The organism is Bacteroidales bacterium (assembly GCA_014860575.1).
Taxonomy (GTDB): domain Bacteria; phylum Bacteroidota; class Bacteroidia; order Bacteroidales; family JAAYJT01; genus JAAYJT01.
On record JACZJK010000020.1, the window covers coordinates 134,535 to 152,692 of the forward strand.

Genomic DNA, 18,158 nt, shown 5'->3' on the forward strand with positions numbered 1-18,158 from the left:
GAAAATTACCATCTTTTGCAAGAAAAGTCCTATCCCCTGGCCTCCGTTCCGAAGTACTTTTGAACAGCTTTAATTAAGGAGGAAGCCGAAAATCCTTTTAACAGAGTAGGCATGTCTCAAACATTTTATTTTTATGAAAAAACAATTACTGAAACCTATTTTAATAGGTTGTCTTTTAGCACTCAGTTTCACCGGTTGGTCGCAATATGTGATCAACGGAAATGCGATCAGCCTCGGCAACGATTGCTTTCGATTAACACCGGCCTTGACGTTTCAGGCTGGATCTGTCTGGTTTCAGAACAAGATTACTCTTAACTCCGATTTTGAGGTTACCGGTACGCTGAATTTTGGAATACTGGATGCAAATGGTGCCGATGGAATAGCTTTTGTTTTGCAACCGGTTTGCAATGGATTGGGAACCGCTGGAGGAGGAATTGGATACCAGGGTATCTCACCTTCGCTTGCAGTGGAATTTGATACCTGGCAGAATGTAAGTGATCCGTTTGCAGATCATATCGCATTGATGAGAGATGGGGTAGTGAATCATAACACTCCAAACAATCTGCAAGGCCCCATCCCAGTGCCAAACCTGGAGAATGGCGCGAATCACCCGTATATAATCAAATGGGACGCTACCACTCAAAACATTAAGGTTTGGCTGGATGGTATACTAAGGATTGATTATACAGGTGATGTCGTCAGTGATATTTTCGGCGGTAATGCTAATGTTTTCTGGGGATTTACGGCTGCCACCGGAGCTGCGGTCAACAACCAGTCTGTTTGTATCGCTACTGTTGATTTTACTGAAGAAGGATCATTTATTGTAACTAGTCCTACCTGCCCGGATTATGATAATGGCGCCATTGATTTCAACCCGGCGGGAGGAATTGCCCCATTCACTTTCTCATGGAGCAATGGGGAATCAACCGAGGATATCTCAGGCCTTACAGCAGGAACCTACACCCTTACCGTTACTGACGGCAACGGTTGCCAAAGTAATTATTCCATCGAAGTAACAAATGAACCGGATGTTGAAAATCCTGTCATCACCTGCCCGGACGACATCACACAATCGGCTGATGCCGGTGAGTGTTCTGCAACAGTAGCTATAACACCTGCAACAGCCGCCGACAACTGCGGCGATCCTGCCATTGAAGGCGTAAGAAGCGATGGATTGGCATTGTCCGACCCTTATCCGCTGGGAATAACAACCATCACATGGACTGCAACTGATGATGCCGGAAACACAGACGAGTGTGTTCAGCAAGTAGTTGTAACTGATGATGAACCACCCACAATCACTTGCCCGGATGACATTGTTATGGGCAATGACCCCGGGGAGTGCGGAGCCGAGGTAGATTATGATGTTCTTTTCGGTGATAACTGTTCGGTGGCTTCGTTGCCTGGCTTTACCCTTATAGGCACAATGGATAACACCAGCTATTTTCTTTCAGATGAATCATTTACATGGCTTGATGCCTTTGCACATTCGCAGTTAAATGTTGGCCACATGGCTACCATTACTTCAGCCTCGGAAAATGATTTTGTTGTAAACGCACTCATTTCCAATGGCTTTGCCGCAAGCAACCCATGGATCGGCCTGACCGATGAAGAAACCGAAGGTGTGTGGAAATGGGTCACAGGAGAACCCTTTGCATACAGTAACTGGCACGCCGGTGAACCCAATAACCTGGGAGGCGAAGATTATGTGAATTATTATAATATTGGCGGGAACATTAGATGGAATGACCTTCCAAATTCTCTTCCACCTTTCTGGACACCAAATCCTTATATCCTGGAAGTTAAAAATACGCACCTGGTGTTATTATCAGGATTGCCTTCAGGCGAGATGTTTCCGAAAGGAACTACTACTGTCACTTACCAGGTTGTTGATGCTTCAGGAAACACAGCCGAATGCTCATTCACAGTCACTATCGAGGATGGCTGTACCTATTCACAGGGTTACTGGAAAACACATTCGGAGTTTGGCCCTGCACCTTATGATGAAACCTGGGCATTGCTACCTGACGGAGCCAGCACGATTTTCTACCTGAGTGGAAAATCATATTATGAAGTAATGTGGACTGCACCTAAAGGTAATGCTTATTACATTTTGGCTCATCAGTTCATAGCTGCCGAATTGAACTTCCTTAACGGCGCCTGCCATGAAGATGCCCAGGCTGCCGTTGCAGAAGCAACTGCTTTGTTTAACATGTACACACCTGCTCAAATCGCATCGTTGAAAGGGAATAACGCGCTTCGCCAGCAGTTCCTTGCCCTTGCCTCATTACTTGATGACTATAACAATGGCATGATTGGTCCCGGACATTGTGATGGCGGCGAGAAGTCTTCGGCTGTATATTTTGGTTCTGACGAAGCAGCAGAGATGATGGTTTATCCTAATCCTGTATCAGAAATTGGAACTGTAGAGTTTACTGCAACAGAAGATACAAGGACTACCATTGAGCTTTACAACCTGGTTGGACAGCGTATGGGAATATTGTTTGATGAAGTTGCGCAGGCAGGAACGACCTATCAGGTTGTTCTGGATGCTAAATCATACAATAAAGGATTTTATATTGTTGTAATGAAGAGCGATAACAGTATTCAAAAGGAAAAAGTCACTATCAGCTACTAATCGCTGAAAGATTTCCAACGAATCATTTATGGCTGGCCTGGTTTTACCGGGCCAGCTTTTTTTATGCAATGGTATGCTTAATCAGTAAACACCTTCACCCGTTCAACCAGGTTATGCAAACTACTTTCGGGCTGATGTGTGGTTATCTAGCGGATCAGAAAAAACATTCTCATAGGAGCATGTAATTATTTCTGTTTTTTCACAGGGATATCAGACATGTGGAATACAATCTCACCGCCATTGACAAGCTCACCGTGAAGCAGATAATTGCGTTTGATTTCTTTTCCATTTACGAGTACTTTCTGCACATATACATTTACAGGCCCCTGGTTCATGGTTCGAACCCACAATAGTTTTCCATTTTCAAGGTTTAGTCTTGCCTGTTCCACCAGCGGGCTGCCAATAGCATATTGGTCGCTGCCAGGAAGCACGGGGTAAAATCCCAACGCGCTGAAAATGTACCATGCGCTCATTTGCCCGGCATCGTCATTACCGCAGAGGCCGTCGGGAGCGTTGGCGTACATGGTTCGCATGATCATTCTTACCCTTTCCTGGGTTTTCCATGGCTCGCTGGTCCAGTTGTACAAATATGGGATATGGTGCCCCGGCTCATTGCCATGCACATAGGCGCCGATCATGCCATCGCGGGTGATGTCTTCGTTTTTCTCAATGTATTTGTCGTCCAGTTCAATGTTGAAGATCATATCCAGGTGGCTGGAGAATTGGTCTTTTCCTCCCATCATGGCAACCATGGTATCTGGTTCATGGGGAACGTACAAACCGTAATTCAGCGCGTTTCCTTCAATAAATCCCTGTCCGTGGGTGTCCAGCGGATCGAAACCCGGGCGCCAGTTTCCATCAGTATTTTTGGGTCGCATATAACCCAGTTCCGGATCGTACAAAACCTTATAGCTCTTTGAACGATCGAGATATGTTTTCTGCACAGTGCGATCCCCGGCCTGCTTTGCCATTTGGGCTATACACCAGTCGTTGTAGGCATATTCAAGTGTTTTGGTAACCGAATAAACGCTGCGGTCCTCAGGTACGAAACCCAGGGCCATGTAATGCTCAAGCCCATCGAAGTAAGGAACTATGGAAGTGTTGACCGCCGCTTTCAATGCACGGTTCACATCTGCATCAGTAGTTCCCTTTGCCATTGCATCGGCAATAACCGAAACGGCGTGGTAGCCGGTCATGCACCAGTTCTCGTTGGCGTGGTGGCTCCAGATGGGCAACATGCGGTGCACGCTTTGATCATGATGGGCAAGCATGGATTTGATCATGTCGTTGTTTCGGGCAGGCTGGATCAGGTTAAACAGCGGATGCAGTGCGCGATAGGTGTCCCACAACGAAAAAATGGTATAATTTGTAAAACCGTTGCTTTGATGAATGTTTTGATCCAGGCCGCGGTATTGGCCGTCAACATCTTCATAAATGACCGGCGACAACATGGTGTGATACAGCGCCGTATAGAATACGACTGTGTCATTATAAGTGGGCAGAGTTGCGTCAATTTTCGAAAGCTCACGATTCCATTTTTTCTGGCCTTCGCTGCGAACACGATCAAAATCCCAATGCGGAATTTCCTGCTGCAGGTTGTTCAAAGCCCCCTCTGTGCTTACTGCCGACAAGGCAAATTTGACCATGAGTTGTTCCTGGTCTGTAGTGCTGAACCTGAACCAGGCCCGAATGTTCCTGCCCGCCATTTCAGGGAAATTCTCCGCTTCGTTGAATTTGCGGTAAAATCCGTTGTAGCGGTTTTCGTCGTATTTTTTATGACCGTAAGCAATGAAAGGCTTTGAAAACTGCATGGCAAAAAACATCAAACGAGTGCGCGCCCAGCCATGCGTTTGCCTGTAACCGGTAACCGTGGAATCGTTTTCAACCCTGAGGAAAACCCAAACGTTTTTATCATCGTGGTTGTAAATATTGTACATCATGTCGAGCAGGAGGTGGGCGGTATCGGCTTGCGGGAAAGTATAGCGGTGAAAACCTGTTCGCTCACTGGCGGTAAGTTCAGCAAGTATGTTGTAATCATCCAGTTGCACGCGATAGTAAGCCGGTTCTGCAGCTTCGTTTTCATGGCTGAACCTTGAAAAATATCCGCTTCGGGTTTTGGCGGGATTTCCGGGTTCAAGAACCAGCGGACCGGTGCTTGGCATCACCAAAAAGTCGCCGAGGTCAGAATGGCCTGTACCACTGAAGTGTGTATGTGCGAAGCCAAAAATCGTCGAATCGCTATACTGATATCCGGCGCAATAGCGGTAGGTTTCGGGGTTGTACTTTCCATCAATATGGAATGGAACCTGGTTGGTGGCCGGACTCAGTTGCACCATCCCGAAAGGAAGTGTGGCGCCCGGAAATGTATGGCCCATATTATCCGTTCCGGTCATTGGGTTCACAAATTTTGTGTAATCAACAAGTGCAGGTTGGCCGGATGTTGACAGGCCAAGAGAAAGCAGCAGAGGCAGAATGGTTCTTTTCATTTGGAGTAAGCTGGATTTAATTCGCTGCGGCAAATCTAAGACATTCTGAAAATTCTTGACAATGTTTAGCGTGTTGCGTTGATCACAACAAACGGCACGCTAAGGCTCAGACTGCCTGCTTGCAAAACCTGCTCATTCATCCGGGACTCAACTTCGCCTAAAATTTCATCTGCATTTGTTTCCGGAAGCAGTTTTCTCCATGATGGCAGAAAGGAGGTTCGGATGAAATGATGTTGAAACATAGCCGTTGCATCTGTGAACCTGTAACTAAATTCTTCCTTGCCCACGGTTTTGATCTGGAAACCAGATTGCTGCATAAGAGCTAGCATTTCATCAAGCGGGCGGCGTTTTTCATAGATGTGCTGATGCATTTGCCGGATGGCAACCGGCAAGTTAATTTCTTTGAGTACTTCTTCCAGTTGCTTGTAAAATTCAATAAAAGTCTGATCCAGGTTTATGCTGAGCACAAATTGTCCAATAGGTTTGAGCACTCTTGCACATTCATTCAGCACTATGTGGATATCGCTGACATTGTTGATTCCGTTGTTGCTCACGATCAGATCAATGCTGTGATCGCCAAGCGGAATCTCTTCGGCCACTCCTTTAATCAGATGGATGTTGCCAATACCAAAGGTTTCCGCTTTGCTGCCAGCAAGAGAGAGCGATTCACTATCAGGGTCAATACCATACACTTTACTGGAGTTGCCCAAACGCATGGCCAGTTCAAGCAGCGGAAAACCCGCACCGCAGCCGATGTCGAGCGCTGTGATCCCGGGCTTATAATTTACAAAATCCAGCAGCTTCAGCCCAAAGGGCGCCGACCAGAGGGGGATTTCGTCGAAGAGTTCAGACATGCTTATGGGTTGGTTCAGAACTGTGCTTTGATTTAAAGTCTGTTTGGCTTATCTTCATAATAGCCGTCAATTTCCCTGATAGATTGCTTGATATCGAATAGCCAGGTCTTTATCTCATTGTCCATAAATCATTCTTTTTGAAGAGTCAATAGATTGACGCAAATAGGGATTGTTCACGGCCTTTTCTTCTAGTAGATCAATAGGACGATTTAATAAATTTTCAAGTGATCCTTTCAGATCAAAATAGTTGTCTGCATAGTCAAACAGGTCAACGCCGGCAAAATCAACCAGCAAATCTATGTCACTTGATGTATTAAAAGAATCCGTGAGAACAGAGCCAAATACAAAAAGCCTTGTCACTTTATGCCGGTCACACAAAGCTTTGATCTGATCCATATTTTTTTCAATAATAACCATTTCAAAAAGTTAAACTATTTTATCAGGAAGGGTGGTCGTTGGGTTTTGAAATTTCTTGTACTAATTCAATCCTCATTTGTATGAAGTTTCTTCATTATTTTTTTCCGTGAAACATTCTTCCCAGTTTTTACCAAATCCATCTGCGAACCCAACGCAAAATCCTCAAATTGTGTGTTTGTTATATTAAGAACTTCACCCTCTAATCTCCTGGCAAGTTCCGACAAAATTTCAATGGTCTTTCTATCAGCCTTAATGATAATCGCGCCCATATCATTTTTTCGTAAAAGTAGAAATAAATATCTGTTTAGATGAAAAGCCCCAACTGCATCACTGTATCACTGTATCACTGCATCACAAAAAATGATCCCGACGTGGGAGTTACTTTCAAAATTTAAGTATTCATAAAAGTCAGTTATACTGACCATCCTCACTCAAACATCATCCCATATGGCCGTGCGATGCGGTTGTGCAGTTCGTTCATGGAGATCATACCGTTGGCGCGGAATATTTCCTGCCCTTCCATAAACAGTACAATGCCCGGCACGCTCAGCATGCGGAGCTGGCCTGCCAGCTCGCGGCTTTCGGTGGCATTTACACGTATAAGCCTGATTTCCGGAAATTCCTCTTTGACCAGCGCTTCTACTTGCGGCCTAAGCGTTTTGCACACACCACAGGTATCGTTGTAGAAATAGAGCATGAAGGAGGGGTGGGAGGAGAGGAGGATTTCAAATTCAGTAAAAGTCATTTTCGCACAGACAATTTATAGGTGAATTGAACTCTAACAAGTGAAGACCGAAGTTTACCCATTAAGTTTAAAATTTTGTTTAAGCTATTTACATTCGTACAGTCTAATGTATTTAATCTCATTTAACCTTGCACTTCATCAATTCGGTGAGGCTTGCGGTAAAAGGAATGGCAGACGCTCTACCAGGGGAATAATTTGTGAGTTTTTTGAAACGCCATTTAACATTCTCAAATTCAAAATCTGTTACCGCTTCTATCTGAATCACTAAATAGTTATCCTTTGCCTTAGAAAGATTTGGATAGCCTTTTCTTCTTAAATCATCTTGTGAAAAAACTCTTGGACCCCTACTCACAATTCTCCATAAATCACCAGAAGCAAGATCTCCGGCTGAATGTAATAAGAGGTATTTCGCACTAACGGTTTCTTTATCAAGAACTAGAGAGCCCTTTCCTGAGCCCATTCTGAAATTATAAAGCTTATTGCGAACTATCCAACTGTATTGTTCTGGGGATTTGTAATAACCGATAAGTACGAAGGTGTCATCTGGAATTAAGTCCCTATTTATATCGTAGGTCTCAGGTAATGCTTCATTAATTTCATTTGAAGGGTCGGGAGGTTTCTTATAAATATCAAATGTTCTAAAGGCCTGTTTTTCTCTTTGTGAAGCCCTGTTAATGAAATGCTTCAATATGTCCAAGATGAACGCTTTTAATTCTCCAATTCCGCTATCCATTTTTGAAGGACGAACCGGAAAGGCACCTAAACCCGGAATAATTTCGTGAAAACCTTTTTGCTTGATGGATTTATCTCCGGGATATAACACGTATGATCCACCAGTTCTTCTGATTGCGTCTTTATAAGCATGCATTTTGAGAAGGTCGGCATTTTTATAAATACCTTTCCGGTTTTCGTATTTTTCTTCTCTTAGTTCCTCTTCACTGCACTCTTCGCGAAGTTCAAAAAGATTGGCAACTTTATATTTTGCATCAAAATGAATGTGAACAATCAATTCTTGTTTTTCAGCATCCATTTCTGAAATTCCTACGGGCCAGACCGAAAGTGTATAATCGGGTCGAAGCGTCGTTGTCCAACTTCCTAATTCGGGGTACTCCTTTTTTCCGCTAAAAGTACGATTGTAGTTGAAACGTATGTTAAGGTTTCTTGATCCAGAATTAAAAACACCATTGAGTGCCGTATATTTTCCTTGTCTCAATTGAAGATTTAAACCATCTGGAGTTTCTTTAATCAGTTCGGCAATATCTTTGGGTTCAATTTGAAAAATGGATTGAAACAGGTCTAGAAGTTTGAAAAACAACCAGTATTCATATAGCGTTGCAATATCCTTTTTGCCTCCACTATAGATATCATCACCGCCAGTCCATATCAATTTGGCGGCAAGATCGAACATTAACCACACTCGTAATACTTCGCGATAACCTTCCTTTCGCTGAAGCACCGGACTGTTTAGTCTCAGTGTGGTGGGTCTTGAAATTGACTTAAGTACGGCGTGATGCAAGTGAGATTCCAACAATCGTATTTGAATCAGCGATTCTTTCTCCAGTTTGCTACTCTTAGTAGCCGCTTTGTTTATGTCCGTACAAAACTTCAGAAAAACTTCCAGTGCGTGTTTAACAAAGCGATTTTCGGGAGTATCAACCGTATCGGATTTGCGAACAGATGTAACCCGATCGGGAAGAGCGATTAAACCATAACTCCTTAAATGATGTGTGTCGGGCAGCATTGTTCGGTTACCTTGTTTCAAGAGCTCTTTTAAATTGGCATTTGAAAATCTTCTGGATTGACGAATGTCTCTTAATTCTGAGATTTCAGTCCATTTGGTAACCGGTGCAGTTACAATTCGGTGAATGGCCTCAGAAAATTCATCCGTGCCAATAACCGATTTAATAAAAGCGAACTTTTGATATAGAGTCTGACTATCTTTCGTGTAGTCTATTTCAAAGTGCTGGGAAACCGGAGAGTTAGCTTGCAATAACAAGTCAGTACATTTTTCGGTAATCAACTCAAGCATGTCGCGATAATCGTCCCTATAGCCAGATTTTATAGACTGAACTTCAAGTTCAACGATAGCTAGTTCTTCAACTTTGCCATTTTCAATCACTGGCAACGAAAGAGTTCCAACAAAAATATTCGGGGATATTGTCCCTGTATGTTTGTTTCTTGAATGAGGCTGAATAATTTGGTCACCAATATTCCCTAATAAATAATCTGGATCACTAAATGCGAAATCATAATAGCAGCCTTCTACAAGTTGAAATCTCGCTTCGTTATTTTCCATAGCGCTTCCATCCGCATCAAATAGCGTATCAGATTTGCGGGAATCTATGTAAAGCCGTAAACCTTCCTTGATCGAATCAAGGCTGATAACTATGGAGTTATTAGATTTCATCCCTTACGCTTCAGCGAAACTTGTGAAGCCATTATCAACGGCTCCTTTATACATGCGTGTTATTTTCTCCAAAGATAGAGGGTAAAGCACTTCGCCACCGTTGAAATCAAAATCGTCCTTTTCAAAAACATCCTTTTCAATTTTTACATCCCCCTCAATACAAAACTTACCTAGGGTTGCCAGAACAGGACTGAGTTTTCTGCGCGATCCGTGAAGTTTTGGCAATAGCTTTTGCATTATGGCTATGTCAACTTTGTCTTTGGTCGTTAAGGCATTCTCTAATACACTGAGGTGATGAATAAGTCTAAGAATTTCCGTTGCAGTTCGGTAACCGAATTCAGCGCCGGTTTTCTTTAATTCACCGAAAAATCGCACTAGGGTTTCATTGATTTCGTCAACGTCTTTAGTTGAAAATGACTTATTTCTAGCCATCTCAAGAAAGCTTGTGGCCATAGCAGAACCTTGGTTTTTCAGCGCATTCATGTTTAGATCTCTGATGTTTTTCAAGAAGTTAGTTATTTCATCCTTAGTTAACCGGAATTCAATGGTGTTGGCTCTGTCAAGCACTTTTGGGCTGAACATATTGGTGGTTTCATCAATATTCACTGTACCAATTATAAAAAGATTGGAGGGAAGAGGAAGTTTAGCCGGAACTCCGTTTTCAACAGTTCCTTCCGCGTAAAGCGGTATTTCTTCTTTTGATTCCATTGCGCTTAAGAAATCAGCGAAATAGCGTTCAACCTGGCTCAGATTCATTTCATCCAATATCAAAAAGTAGGGTTTATCCGAGTTTTCGGCTTTGCCCGCATCTATGATTAAATCCAAAACTCCGCTATCGGGCTTTACATATTGCTTTGGATTTAATGCGTTTGGATAACCAAGCAAAGGCTCACGATTGGTCCAATCAGCGCCTACGGGGATAATACGGTATTGACTTTCGTCCTGACAAATCCATTGTGTAAAAGCTTGAGCCAGCTTAGTCTTTCCGGAGCCTGACAAACCAGTAAGGATGACAAAAGGCTTTGTTATTAATGAAGCAGAAAAGCGTAAGATCAAAGTATTATTGAAAAACAAACCTGCGTTATTGACAGCATCATTCAATTTAGAGTAAGTAAATTCTTTTGCTGGACGCTTGGGGCCATAAATATTAGAGTTTTTATAATAGTCTAAAAGCTTTATTAGATCAGCATCTACCTTTTGTTCATTTAACTCTTTAGGATCATAAACACGATAAACATAAGAACCCCCATATCTTTCTGGAATCCCTAAATCCTTCTCTTCAAAATATTCGCGAATAGTTTTTTTGTCAGATAATCTCCAACTTTCATTTGGTTGTGTGGTTTCACTAATACCATAGGCTAGGATTAATAGATCTTTATTTTTAAAATAAAGATAAACTGGGTAGATTCCATTCTGAACAGTATTTGGTGGTTCCAGAAATGCGATCCAAGGGACTCTTGCTGGAGTTCCTTGTCCAAAACCAACCTTAAGCTTAAGCCCATAAAAATCTGATAAGTAATTGGATGTAGTAAGAGCATTGGTTTTCGTTTGAACTAAGAATTTATTCAGCTCTGCAAAGTAGCTTAGCTTTTTTGTGGCACTTTGCTTGATAGCTTCATTAAGTCCTATCTTGCCTTCAATAACATTATATCCCTTCTTTTTCAAATAATCTTTCGCTTGGATAGCATTATAGGAATTATCCAATTCTTTACCGGTGGCTATTTTAAAAGCTTCACTTATAACATATTTCGGAGGGAGATGCTTGCCATTAACCACCAGAAAATACTCTCGTGATAATCTTTTTCGCGGAATATCTTCAGTTTGAAGAATTTGTATAGCATTATCTATATGCTCTCGATCAATGATGGCTGGAATTGTCATGATTATTTGCTGTTTAAAGACTTATCAGGAAATTAGAGTTATGAATTAACTTTTGTAAAAGTAGATATTCTATCACCATCTCCGGCTTTGTATCCTTGCCTTTGATCCGGCTCATATTAAAACTCCGGGTTTTTTTATCGTGCACATCGGCCATGGTTCACAAAGGGGGATTGATAATGGCTGGTAAAATTAGTAAAATCGTTTATTCACCACATTAGGCACACCAGGGCACAGTAGGTTTTATGAAAATGTGTTTGTTTACCACAATAGGCACAACAGTGCTCAGTAGTTTCTATAAAGTTTTCTATGTGGTATTGCTATGTGTTCTACTGTCGCTATGTGGTTCAAAAAGGTATTGCTATTGTGTTCTACTGTGGCTATGTGGTTCAAAAAAAAAGATTCACCACAATAGGCACGGTAGGTCACAGTAGTTTTTAATAAATGCATTTCTATTGTGCCTACTGTGGTTCAAAAAGGTATTGCCATTGTGTTCTACTGTGGCTACTGTGGTTTAAAAAAAGGTGATTCACCATAATAGGCACACTGGATTTTAAGTAATGGTTGTGGTTCAAAAAACTTTAAGGTGATTCGAATCCCTTCAGCAGCTTAATGAATTCCTGCTTAGCGGGAAGGATGGTTTTGTAACGGCTGGCAAAGATGCTGTTGTTGTCTTCGGGCAGGGTAATTTCAACGAGGGTGTCGTTTTTATCTTTGCACAGGATGATGCCCACGGTTTTATTCTCATCGGGAAGCCGCACATGGCGGTCGTAATAGTTTACGTACATCTGCATCTGGCCCAGATCCATATGGGTCAATTCACCTATTTTCAGGTCAATCACAACAAAACATTTCAGGATACGGTTAAAGAAAACCAGGTCAACCCTGAAATGCTTTTCATCGAAAGTAAATCTGACCTGCCTGCCCACAAAAGTGAAGCCTTTACCGAGTTCAAGCAGGAAATATTCGAGTTTGTCAATAATGGCTGTTTCAAAGTCGCTTTCTGAGTAGCGTTGATTATCGGGCAGGTTTAAAAATTCAAGGATGTAGGGGTCTTTGAGCATATCGGCCGGTTTTTCAATAATCTAACCTTTTTCAGCAAGTTGTTTTACACCATCCTTGTCGCGGCTCAGCGCCAGCCGTTCATACAGGGCGCTATCGAACTGGCGCTTGAGTTCCCTGACGCTCCAATTGTTGTTGAGTGACTCAATTTCATAAAACCTGCGTTCGTCAGGATTTTCGATGCGGATGAGTACTAAATAGTGAGTCCAACTCAGCGTACTGTTATTCTCAGAAATCCTAATCAGTGATTGGGATTTCTGGTCAAGGGAGTAGAGTTGGAAAAATTTACGCATATTTTCAAGATTTTGTACTGAAAAACCTCTCCCAAACTCATTTGTGAGCCTGTCAGAGATTTCTTTCAACACTCCTTTTCCGTATGCTGCACGCTCTTTTCCCTGCTGCTCATCTTCTACAATCATACGTCCGATTTCATAGTAAGTGTAAACCATGGTTTGGTTCACAGTTCGCACCACATTTTGCCTTGCAGTGTGTAGTAGTTCCGCAATCTTCGAATAAAGAAATCTGGCAGGCAGTGAATTCTCCATGATTCAGCGTTTTGGAGGTAAAAATAGCGAAAAAACTAAATGAGGTTTTCGGAACCCTTTATTGTTTTCCATTTAGTTTTCTTAGGTGGGCATTACACCAAGGCGCACAAGCTGTTTCTATATGGTTGTATGCATCAGAATCCGGCAATTTTTGCTGGCTGGTTCAATCCAACACAAGCTTACTGCTGCTTATGTAGCCGGCATGTTGCACCTGCAGCAAAAACATTCCATGCAGGTTTGCAGGGAGAAGTTGTGAACTTCCAACATTCATTTGTGTACTGAACACTTGCTGCCCGCTGAGTGAGAAGATTTTGATATCTACCGTGTCGCCGGCATATTCAGGTTGAATTACGTTGATATGCAGCGTGCGGCTCACCACATGAATGGCAAATGGTGGGTTGGTGTCCAATGTTTCAGTTCCTGTGTTGTCAACCGGGAACAACCATTCAAACGCTTCTTCGAACTGGGTTCGCCAAAGTAACTCATTGTGCTGCCCGCCGGGAACGGTTTTCAGAAAAACTTCCTCAGTACTGAAGCCTGCTGCCAGGAGTGTGTCCACCATATCATTCATTTGCTGAACCAGGGAGCCGCTTTCGTTGGTTCCACCCATCATGTAATAGCGCATGGGATGGAGTTTGCCGGTTTCGTAGGTAAAACTGTAACACGAGTCACTGAACCAGAACGAAGGCGAAAACACGCCCACTCTGCTGAACACTTCCTGGTATTCCAGGCAGATATAATGGGAGACGAGTGCGCCCAGCGAACTGCCCATCACAGCGGTATGCTCACGTTGGGGCAGGGTACGGTAGTTGGCATCAATATAGGGTTTGAGGGTTTCCACAATAAATTGGGCGTACAATTCACCATCGCCACCCCCAAAGGTGGGATGGACCCAGGGAGTATATTCGTCAAGACGGTCAACTCCTCCATTGTCAATACCCACTACAATAGGCACTTCGCGGTTGGTGGCATGGAGTGCGTTCAGTGTTTCGTCCACTTCCCATTCGCCGGCAAATGAGGTGTAGAGGTCGAAAAGATTTTGTCCGTCGTGCATATAAAGAACAGGGTAATGTTTGGTGGTAGTATCGTAACCGGGAGGCAGGTAAAGCCAGATACGGCGGGTTCGGTTCAATTGGGGCATCTCAAAATCATTGCTCATAATAATCACATTTTCAGCTGCCGTGCTGTTGGTACTTCCGAGGTCTTCCCAGCCCTGAATAGTAATGAAAAGGGTATCGGCTGAACCAAAAGTGAAAGTGCGGTTGGGCAGGAATCCGCCGGTAGCGTTACCCTCTACCTTTTGCCAGGAGCCCCGGGTAAATTTAAACTCTATATTGCCGCTGCCCGTGATGACTATCTGCGGATGGCCGTTGGAGTTTGCCTGCAAGCGATAGGCAGGGTTGCCGGGATTCCATTCATTGAAGTTTCCTGCAATGAAGATGCTGTCGCCGGGAGGAGTGTTGCCCGGCATAGATGTAACGATTATTGTAACTTCGGCTGCCCAAAGCTGGCATGAAGCCAGAATAAGAGCGATATGCAGGAATGCTTTTTTCATAACCCACTGTTTTGTTTTTTTGCGAACCAGATGCTGCTGCAAATATAGAGATGAATTGGATGGTGATTTGGATTGGAGAAAGCATTTCTGAAATGGTTCACAATAGACGTAACAGGAGATAGTTGGTTTGTTTTAGTACATTTCTATTGTGCTCCACTGTAGAGATAAGCCGGAGGGGATAAATTGTAGATCATAGCTTATGGCTATATTTGCAGAAATAATACCCGCCATGGAATCAATTGTTATAACACCAAAAAACAAAAAGGCCATTCCTTTCCTGAAACGTCTGCTGGAAAGCCTTGAACAGGTGAAACATGTTAAAATTATCAAAACCGGTGCCGGAGAAGAAGATGAAGACTCAGCATTGCTTGAGGAAATGCTTAAAGGTCGTGAGGAGGGATTTTTGTCCGCTTCCGAAAAGTCCGACTTTCTAAGGTTGCTTAAGCAAACTGCCGGATTATGAAATATGAATTTAGCACTTCCTTTTCAAGGCAATTTCAAGCCATCAAAAGCAAAGAACTGGCTTTAAATGTAATTACCATAATTGAGTTGGTTAGCAGGGCGGAAACTGCAAGAGATATCCCAAATATTAAAAAGTTGAAAGGGCATAAAACTGCTTTCAGAATACGTATCGGCGATTACCGTATCGGTGTTTTTATTGAAAGTAATGAGGTGTTTTTTACCGCACTTTTTCACCGCAAAGACATTTATAAGCGCTTTCCGTGAAATCACTACAATAGGCACAATAGGGCACAGTAGTTTTGAATAATTGCATTTCTATTGTGTTCTAATGTGGCTACTGTGGTTCAAAAAAAGTATTCCTATTGTGGTTAAACTTCTTTGCTCCCCCGCGCCTTTGCGGTTAAAAAATTATGGATTTAACTAATCCCCAGCCTGTACGAAACCTTGATCAGGAAAACATTGTGCGGGTGTATCTGGTAAAGATCGCGGGTGTCGTCCATAAAGGAAAAGCCACCGTCAATAAAATAATCGTTACGACCTTGCGACCACACCAGGAATAGCGTTGAACCGGGCAAATATTCCCATCGCAGCACCAGGTTCGACTGGAAGAAAAGCGCCTTATAATCGGGGTTATCGAGAGTGTAATCGGTGATACCATCAAGGTTCTGATCTATGCGGTAAATTTCATCATCTGCTAAGTATTCAATCTGTTGCGCGGTAAGAATATTGTACCTGTTAGTATAAACATCAGCACGTGAATCGGTGATGTATTTGAAATCAGTGTATTTTCCCGTGCTGATAAATGGCCGGCCCCAGTATTGTATAGTGAGGTCGGGTGTTAAATTCAAATTGGCGCGTAGGGCAAGGCTGAAGGTTTTCTGATCCAGAGAAGCATTTATATACTGCATGCCTGCATCCGTTTCAATGTTATCCACAAACTGCAGATTGTTGTGGGTTGCATTATACGATGGGCTAAGTGTAAAGCTGATTGCAGGAGCTGGCCTGTAAGTAAGCCCTGCCCAGAAATTTTGTGTTTCAGCATGCGAATCAAAATGTTTTGAAACAAACCATCCCAGGCTGATTCGGAAGGAACGACGGCTGTCGCTGTTGATATTGCTCCAGTTGCTGATCATGCCGGGGACTATAAGCATAGGGCCACCACGCAAGGCCGATTTGGCCAGTGAATTTCCCTGTGCATTTACTCCGCTGCTAACTGACCAGTAGTTTTTGAACTGCATGTATCCGTTGATGTTTCCCCCCTTGAAAATATTGGTTCCTGAAAAGTTCCAGCCTGTCCATTGGTTGATGTTGAGACTCCAGCGCTGGTATAATCCGTTGGGTTCATTTACATTATATCCGACCCAAAAGACCTGGAAAACTTCATCGCTGCTGCGTATGTATCCGATGTCATTTAGTTCAAGCCCCGGCGATTTCCACATCACAAAACCCCCGAATCTGAGTTTTGCATTTCCTCCTTTCCAGAATTCAATGGCGCCGCCATGTCCGCTCAGGCTTGTACGGGTTGAGTCGAGGCTGAAGTGTTCTGCATCAGGCCGGTGGAAATACCGTGCTGATGAACGCTGGGTCCGGATCAGGGCGGTACTGTCGCCACGCACATGGCTGCCAATCAGTTTTAAACGAAATGTATAGGTTTTGTCTTTCCAGTTGTGTTCCATATCCAGGCCGCCGGTATAGGCAGCGCGGTGCAGGAAAAGCAGATCAGGATTGTTGAGTTCGCGGTTCACAGCAGTAAACATACCACCAACCACGGTGTTTCCGCGGTCGTAGTCTTTAGCTACCCGTGCTGTGAAATAATTGGTAGGAGGTTCTACTTCGTACTTGCGGTGTGTGCCTTCACTGTCAACTACCGCATGTTCACTGGCGGTGAAACTCTCCATGATGCCAATTGAAAGGCCGTTACGTGTTTTTCCGGTGAGTTTGGCAGCACCAAGTATGGCTGTATTCGAGGGGAGCTTGATGAATTCGTTATCGTTGACATCGGGACAAAATTGCGGATGCCGGCCAATACGCCGGGAATAAAACATGTTTTCGTTGGCTTCGGTGTCGTTGCCGGGCTGAAGCTTGTAATTCATGATGTTACGGCCTTCGATAAAGAATGGCCTTTTTTCATCGTAAAAGGTTTCAACGGCTGTGAGGTTCACAACTGATGGGTCGGCTTCCACCTGTCCGAAATCAGGGTTTACAGAAAGATCGAGGGTAAGATCATTGGTGAGACCTATTTTAACGTCCAGTCCAGCACTCAGGCTTTCGCGGTGACCGGTTCTGAAAGGATTGCCTTCTTCTTTTTCGAACCTTTCCAACTGACCCACGAAATAAGGTGTAAGAGCAACTTCCTTTTTGGGTTTGATACCGCCAATGCCGTGCATTTCGCCGATAAACCGAACCCATCCGGTTGCGTTACGCAACATCGGTTGCCAGAATGATAATTCCTGTTTGCGAAAGATATGGCGGCCAACCTGCAATCCCCAGATATGGTTTTCCTGATTGCCGAAACGGAGCTGGTTCAGTGGGATTTGCATTTCTGCAACCCATCCGGAATCCGTCAATGATGTTTTAGCATACCAAACAGGATCCCATGTATAATCCTGAGATTCGCCATCGTTCAGGTAAATACAGTCGGCTTTCACTCCAGCGGCTGTAACAAAAAAAGTGAATCCGGTACGCTGGTCAAAATAACTGTCAAATTGAATGGCTAGGTAATCGCCCTGGGTATCATCGCGGCGTGAGAGGCGGCGCACAATGCTGTCGGCTGCGGGATCGTAAGCCCGGAAGGCAACATACAGGTTGTTGTCATCGTAAAGAATTTTAAATTTGGTATCGAAAGCAGGGGCAGCATTTTCAAAAGGTTCGTACTGAACAAAATCACCTTCCCATCTTCCCTCTTCCCATACGAGATCATCCAGGTTTCCGTCAATAACAGGCGCGGTTCCTTCAAGACGTTGAGTAGTATAATTTTTCTTTTCAGTTCCGTTTTGCGCCTGAAGCTGCATTTGCAGCATTCCAAACAACAAACACATTAGAACACAAATACCTGATCTCATTTGATTAAAAAATTAATGGATTTTGAATGCGTATATGACGTGGTAAA

11 protein-coding genes and 2 pseudogenes are annotated in these 18,158 nt (G+C 43.4%); 3 read left to right on the forward strand and 10 right to left on the reverse strand.

The genetic code is table 11. From position 1 onward, the window contains the following. The first annotated feature begins 133 nt into the window (after positions 1 to 133). Positions 134 to 2,638, forward strand: coding sequence for an HYR domain-containing protein (locus IH597_05420; protein ID MBE0661891.1), 2,505 nt, complete (start codon positions 134 to 136; stop codon positions 2,636 to 2,638). A 185-nt stretch (positions 2,639 to 2,823) separates the two neighbouring features. On the opposite strand, the gene IH597_05425 is transcribed toward IH597_05420, so the two are convergent. From IH597_05425 to IH597_05465, 9 genes and pseudogenes are all read right to left on the reverse strand, one after another. Further along, the gene (locus IH597_05425; GenBank protein MBE0661892.1) at positions 2,824 to 5,124 is read right to left on the reverse strand and encodes a GH92 family glycosyl hydrolase; all 2,301 of its coding nucleotides are present in this window, start codon (positions 5,122 to 5,124) and stop codon (positions 2,824 to 2,826) included. A gap of 65 nt (positions 5,125 to 5,189) precedes the next feature. Then, entirely contained in the window at positions 5,190 to 5,978 is a 789-nt protein-coding gene (locus IH597_05430; GenBank protein MBE0661893.1) for a methyltransferase domain-containing protein, read from the reverse strand. Between the two features lie 114 nt (positions 5,979 to 6,092). Next, the gene (locus tag IH597_05435; GenBank protein MBE0661894.1) at positions 6,093 to 6,395 is read right to left on the reverse strand and encodes a nucleotidyltransferase domain-containing protein; all 303 of its coding nucleotides are present in this window, start codon (positions 6,393 to 6,395) and stop codon (positions 6,093 to 6,095) included. Positions 6,396 to 6,822: 427 nt separating this feature from the next. Then, positions 6,823 to 7,140, reverse strand: coding sequence for a thioredoxin family protein (locus IH597_05440; GenBank protein MBE0661895.1), 318 nt, complete (start codon positions 7,138 to 7,140; stop codon positions 6,823 to 6,825). Positions 7,141 to 7,258: 118 nt separating this feature from the next. After that, positions 7,259 to 9,547 carry a DUF2357 domain-containing protein gene (locus IH597_05445; GenBank protein ID MBE0661896.1) on the reverse strand — a complete coding sequence of 763 codons (2,289 nt, stop codon included), beginning with the start codon at positions 9,545 to 9,547 and terminating at the stop codon, positions 7,259 to 7,261. A gap of 3 nt (positions 9,548 to 9,550) precedes the next feature. Then, on the reverse strand, positions 9,551 to 11,428 hold the full coding sequence (locus IH597_05450) for a DUF3578 domain-containing protein (protein ID MBE0661897.1): 1,878 nt from the start codon (positions 11,426 to 11,428) through the stop codon (positions 9,551 to 9,553). Between the two features lie 40 nt (positions 11,429 to 11,468). After that, positions 11,469 to 11,582, reverse strand: a pseudogene (locus IH597_05455) (very short patch repair endonuclease). A gap of 424 nt (positions 11,583 to 12,006) precedes the next feature. Further along, positions 12,007 to 13,032, reverse strand: a pseudogene (locus tag IH597_05460) (DUF1016 family protein). A 163-nt stretch (positions 13,033 to 13,195) separates the two neighbouring features. Beyond that, entirely contained in the window at positions 13,196 to 14,587 is a 1,392-nt protein-coding gene (locus IH597_05465) for a hypothetical protein (protein MBE0661898.1), read from the reverse strand. 229 nt (positions 14,588 to 14,816) lie between these two features. Here IH597_05465 and IH597_05470 point away from each other — a divergent pair, with 229 nt between their 5' ends. Further along, the gene (locus IH597_05470) at positions 14,817 to 15,050 is read left to right on the forward strand and encodes a hypothetical protein (GenBank protein ID MBE0661899.1); all 234 of its coding nucleotides are present in this window, start codon (positions 14,817 to 14,819) and stop codon (positions 15,048 to 15,050) included. Further along, positions 15,047 to 15,313 carry a type II toxin-antitoxin system RelE/ParE family toxin gene (locus IH597_05475; GenBank protein MBE0661900.1) on the forward strand — a complete coding sequence of 89 codons (267 nt, stop codon included), beginning with the start codon at positions 15,047 to 15,049 and terminating at the stop codon, positions 15,311 to 15,313. Before IH597_05470 ends, IH597_05475 begins: the two co-directional genes overlap by 4 nt. A gap of 152 nt (positions 15,314 to 15,465) precedes the next feature. Here the strand turns inward: IH597_05475 and IH597_05480 are convergent, their stop codons facing one another. After that, positions 15,466 to 18,111, reverse strand: coding sequence for a carbohydrate binding family 9 domain-containing protein (locus IH597_05480; protein ID MBE0661901.1), 2,646 nt, complete (start codon positions 18,109 to 18,111; stop codon positions 15,466 to 15,468). Positions 18,112 to 18,158 lie beyond the last annotated feature (47 nt).

Bases quoted from the DNA above. Each gene is read 5' to 3' on its own strand.
- IH597_05430 (MBE0661893.1), bottom strand. From the start codon at position 5,978: ATGTCTGAACTCTTCGACGAAATCCCCCTCTGGTCGGCGCCCTTTGGG.
- IH597_05475 (MBE0661900.1), top strand. From the start codon at position 15,047: ATGAAATATGAATTTAGCACTTCCTTTTCAAGGCAATTTCAAGCCATC.
- IH597_05425 (MBE0661892.1), bottom strand. From the start codon at position 5,124: ATGAAAAGAACCATTCTGCCTCTGCTGCTTTCTCTTGGCCTGTCAACA.
- IH597_05465 (MBE0661898.1), bottom strand. From the start codon at position 14,587: ATGAAAAAAGCATTCCTGCATATCGCTCTTATTCTGGCTTCATGCCAG.
- IH597_05420 (MBE0661891.1), top strand. From the start codon at position 134: ATGAAAAAACAATTACTGAAACCTATTTTAATAGGTTGTCTTTTAGCA.
- IH597_05470 (MBE0661899.1), top strand. From the start codon at position 14,817: ATGGAATCAATTGTTATAACACCAAAAAACAAAAAGGCCATTCCTTTC.
- IH597_05445 (MBE0661896.1), bottom strand. From the start codon at position 9,547: ATGAAATCTAATAACTCCATAGTTATCAGCCTTGATTCGATCAAGGAA.
- IH597_05440 (MBE0661895.1), bottom strand. From the start codon at position 7,140: ATGACTTTTACTGAATTTGAAATCCTCCTCTCCTCCCACCCCTCCTTC.
- IH597_05450 (MBE0661897.1), bottom strand. From the start codon at position 11,428: ATGACAATTCCAGCCATCATTGATCGAGAGCATATAGATAATGCTATA.
- IH597_05480 (MBE0661901.1), bottom strand. From the start codon at position 18,111: ATGAGATCAGGTATTTGTGTTCTAATGTGTTTGTTGTTTGGAATGCTG.
- IH597_05435 (MBE0661894.1), bottom strand. From the start codon at position 6,395: ATGGTTATTATTGAAAAAAATATGGATCAGATCAAAGCTTTGTGTGAC.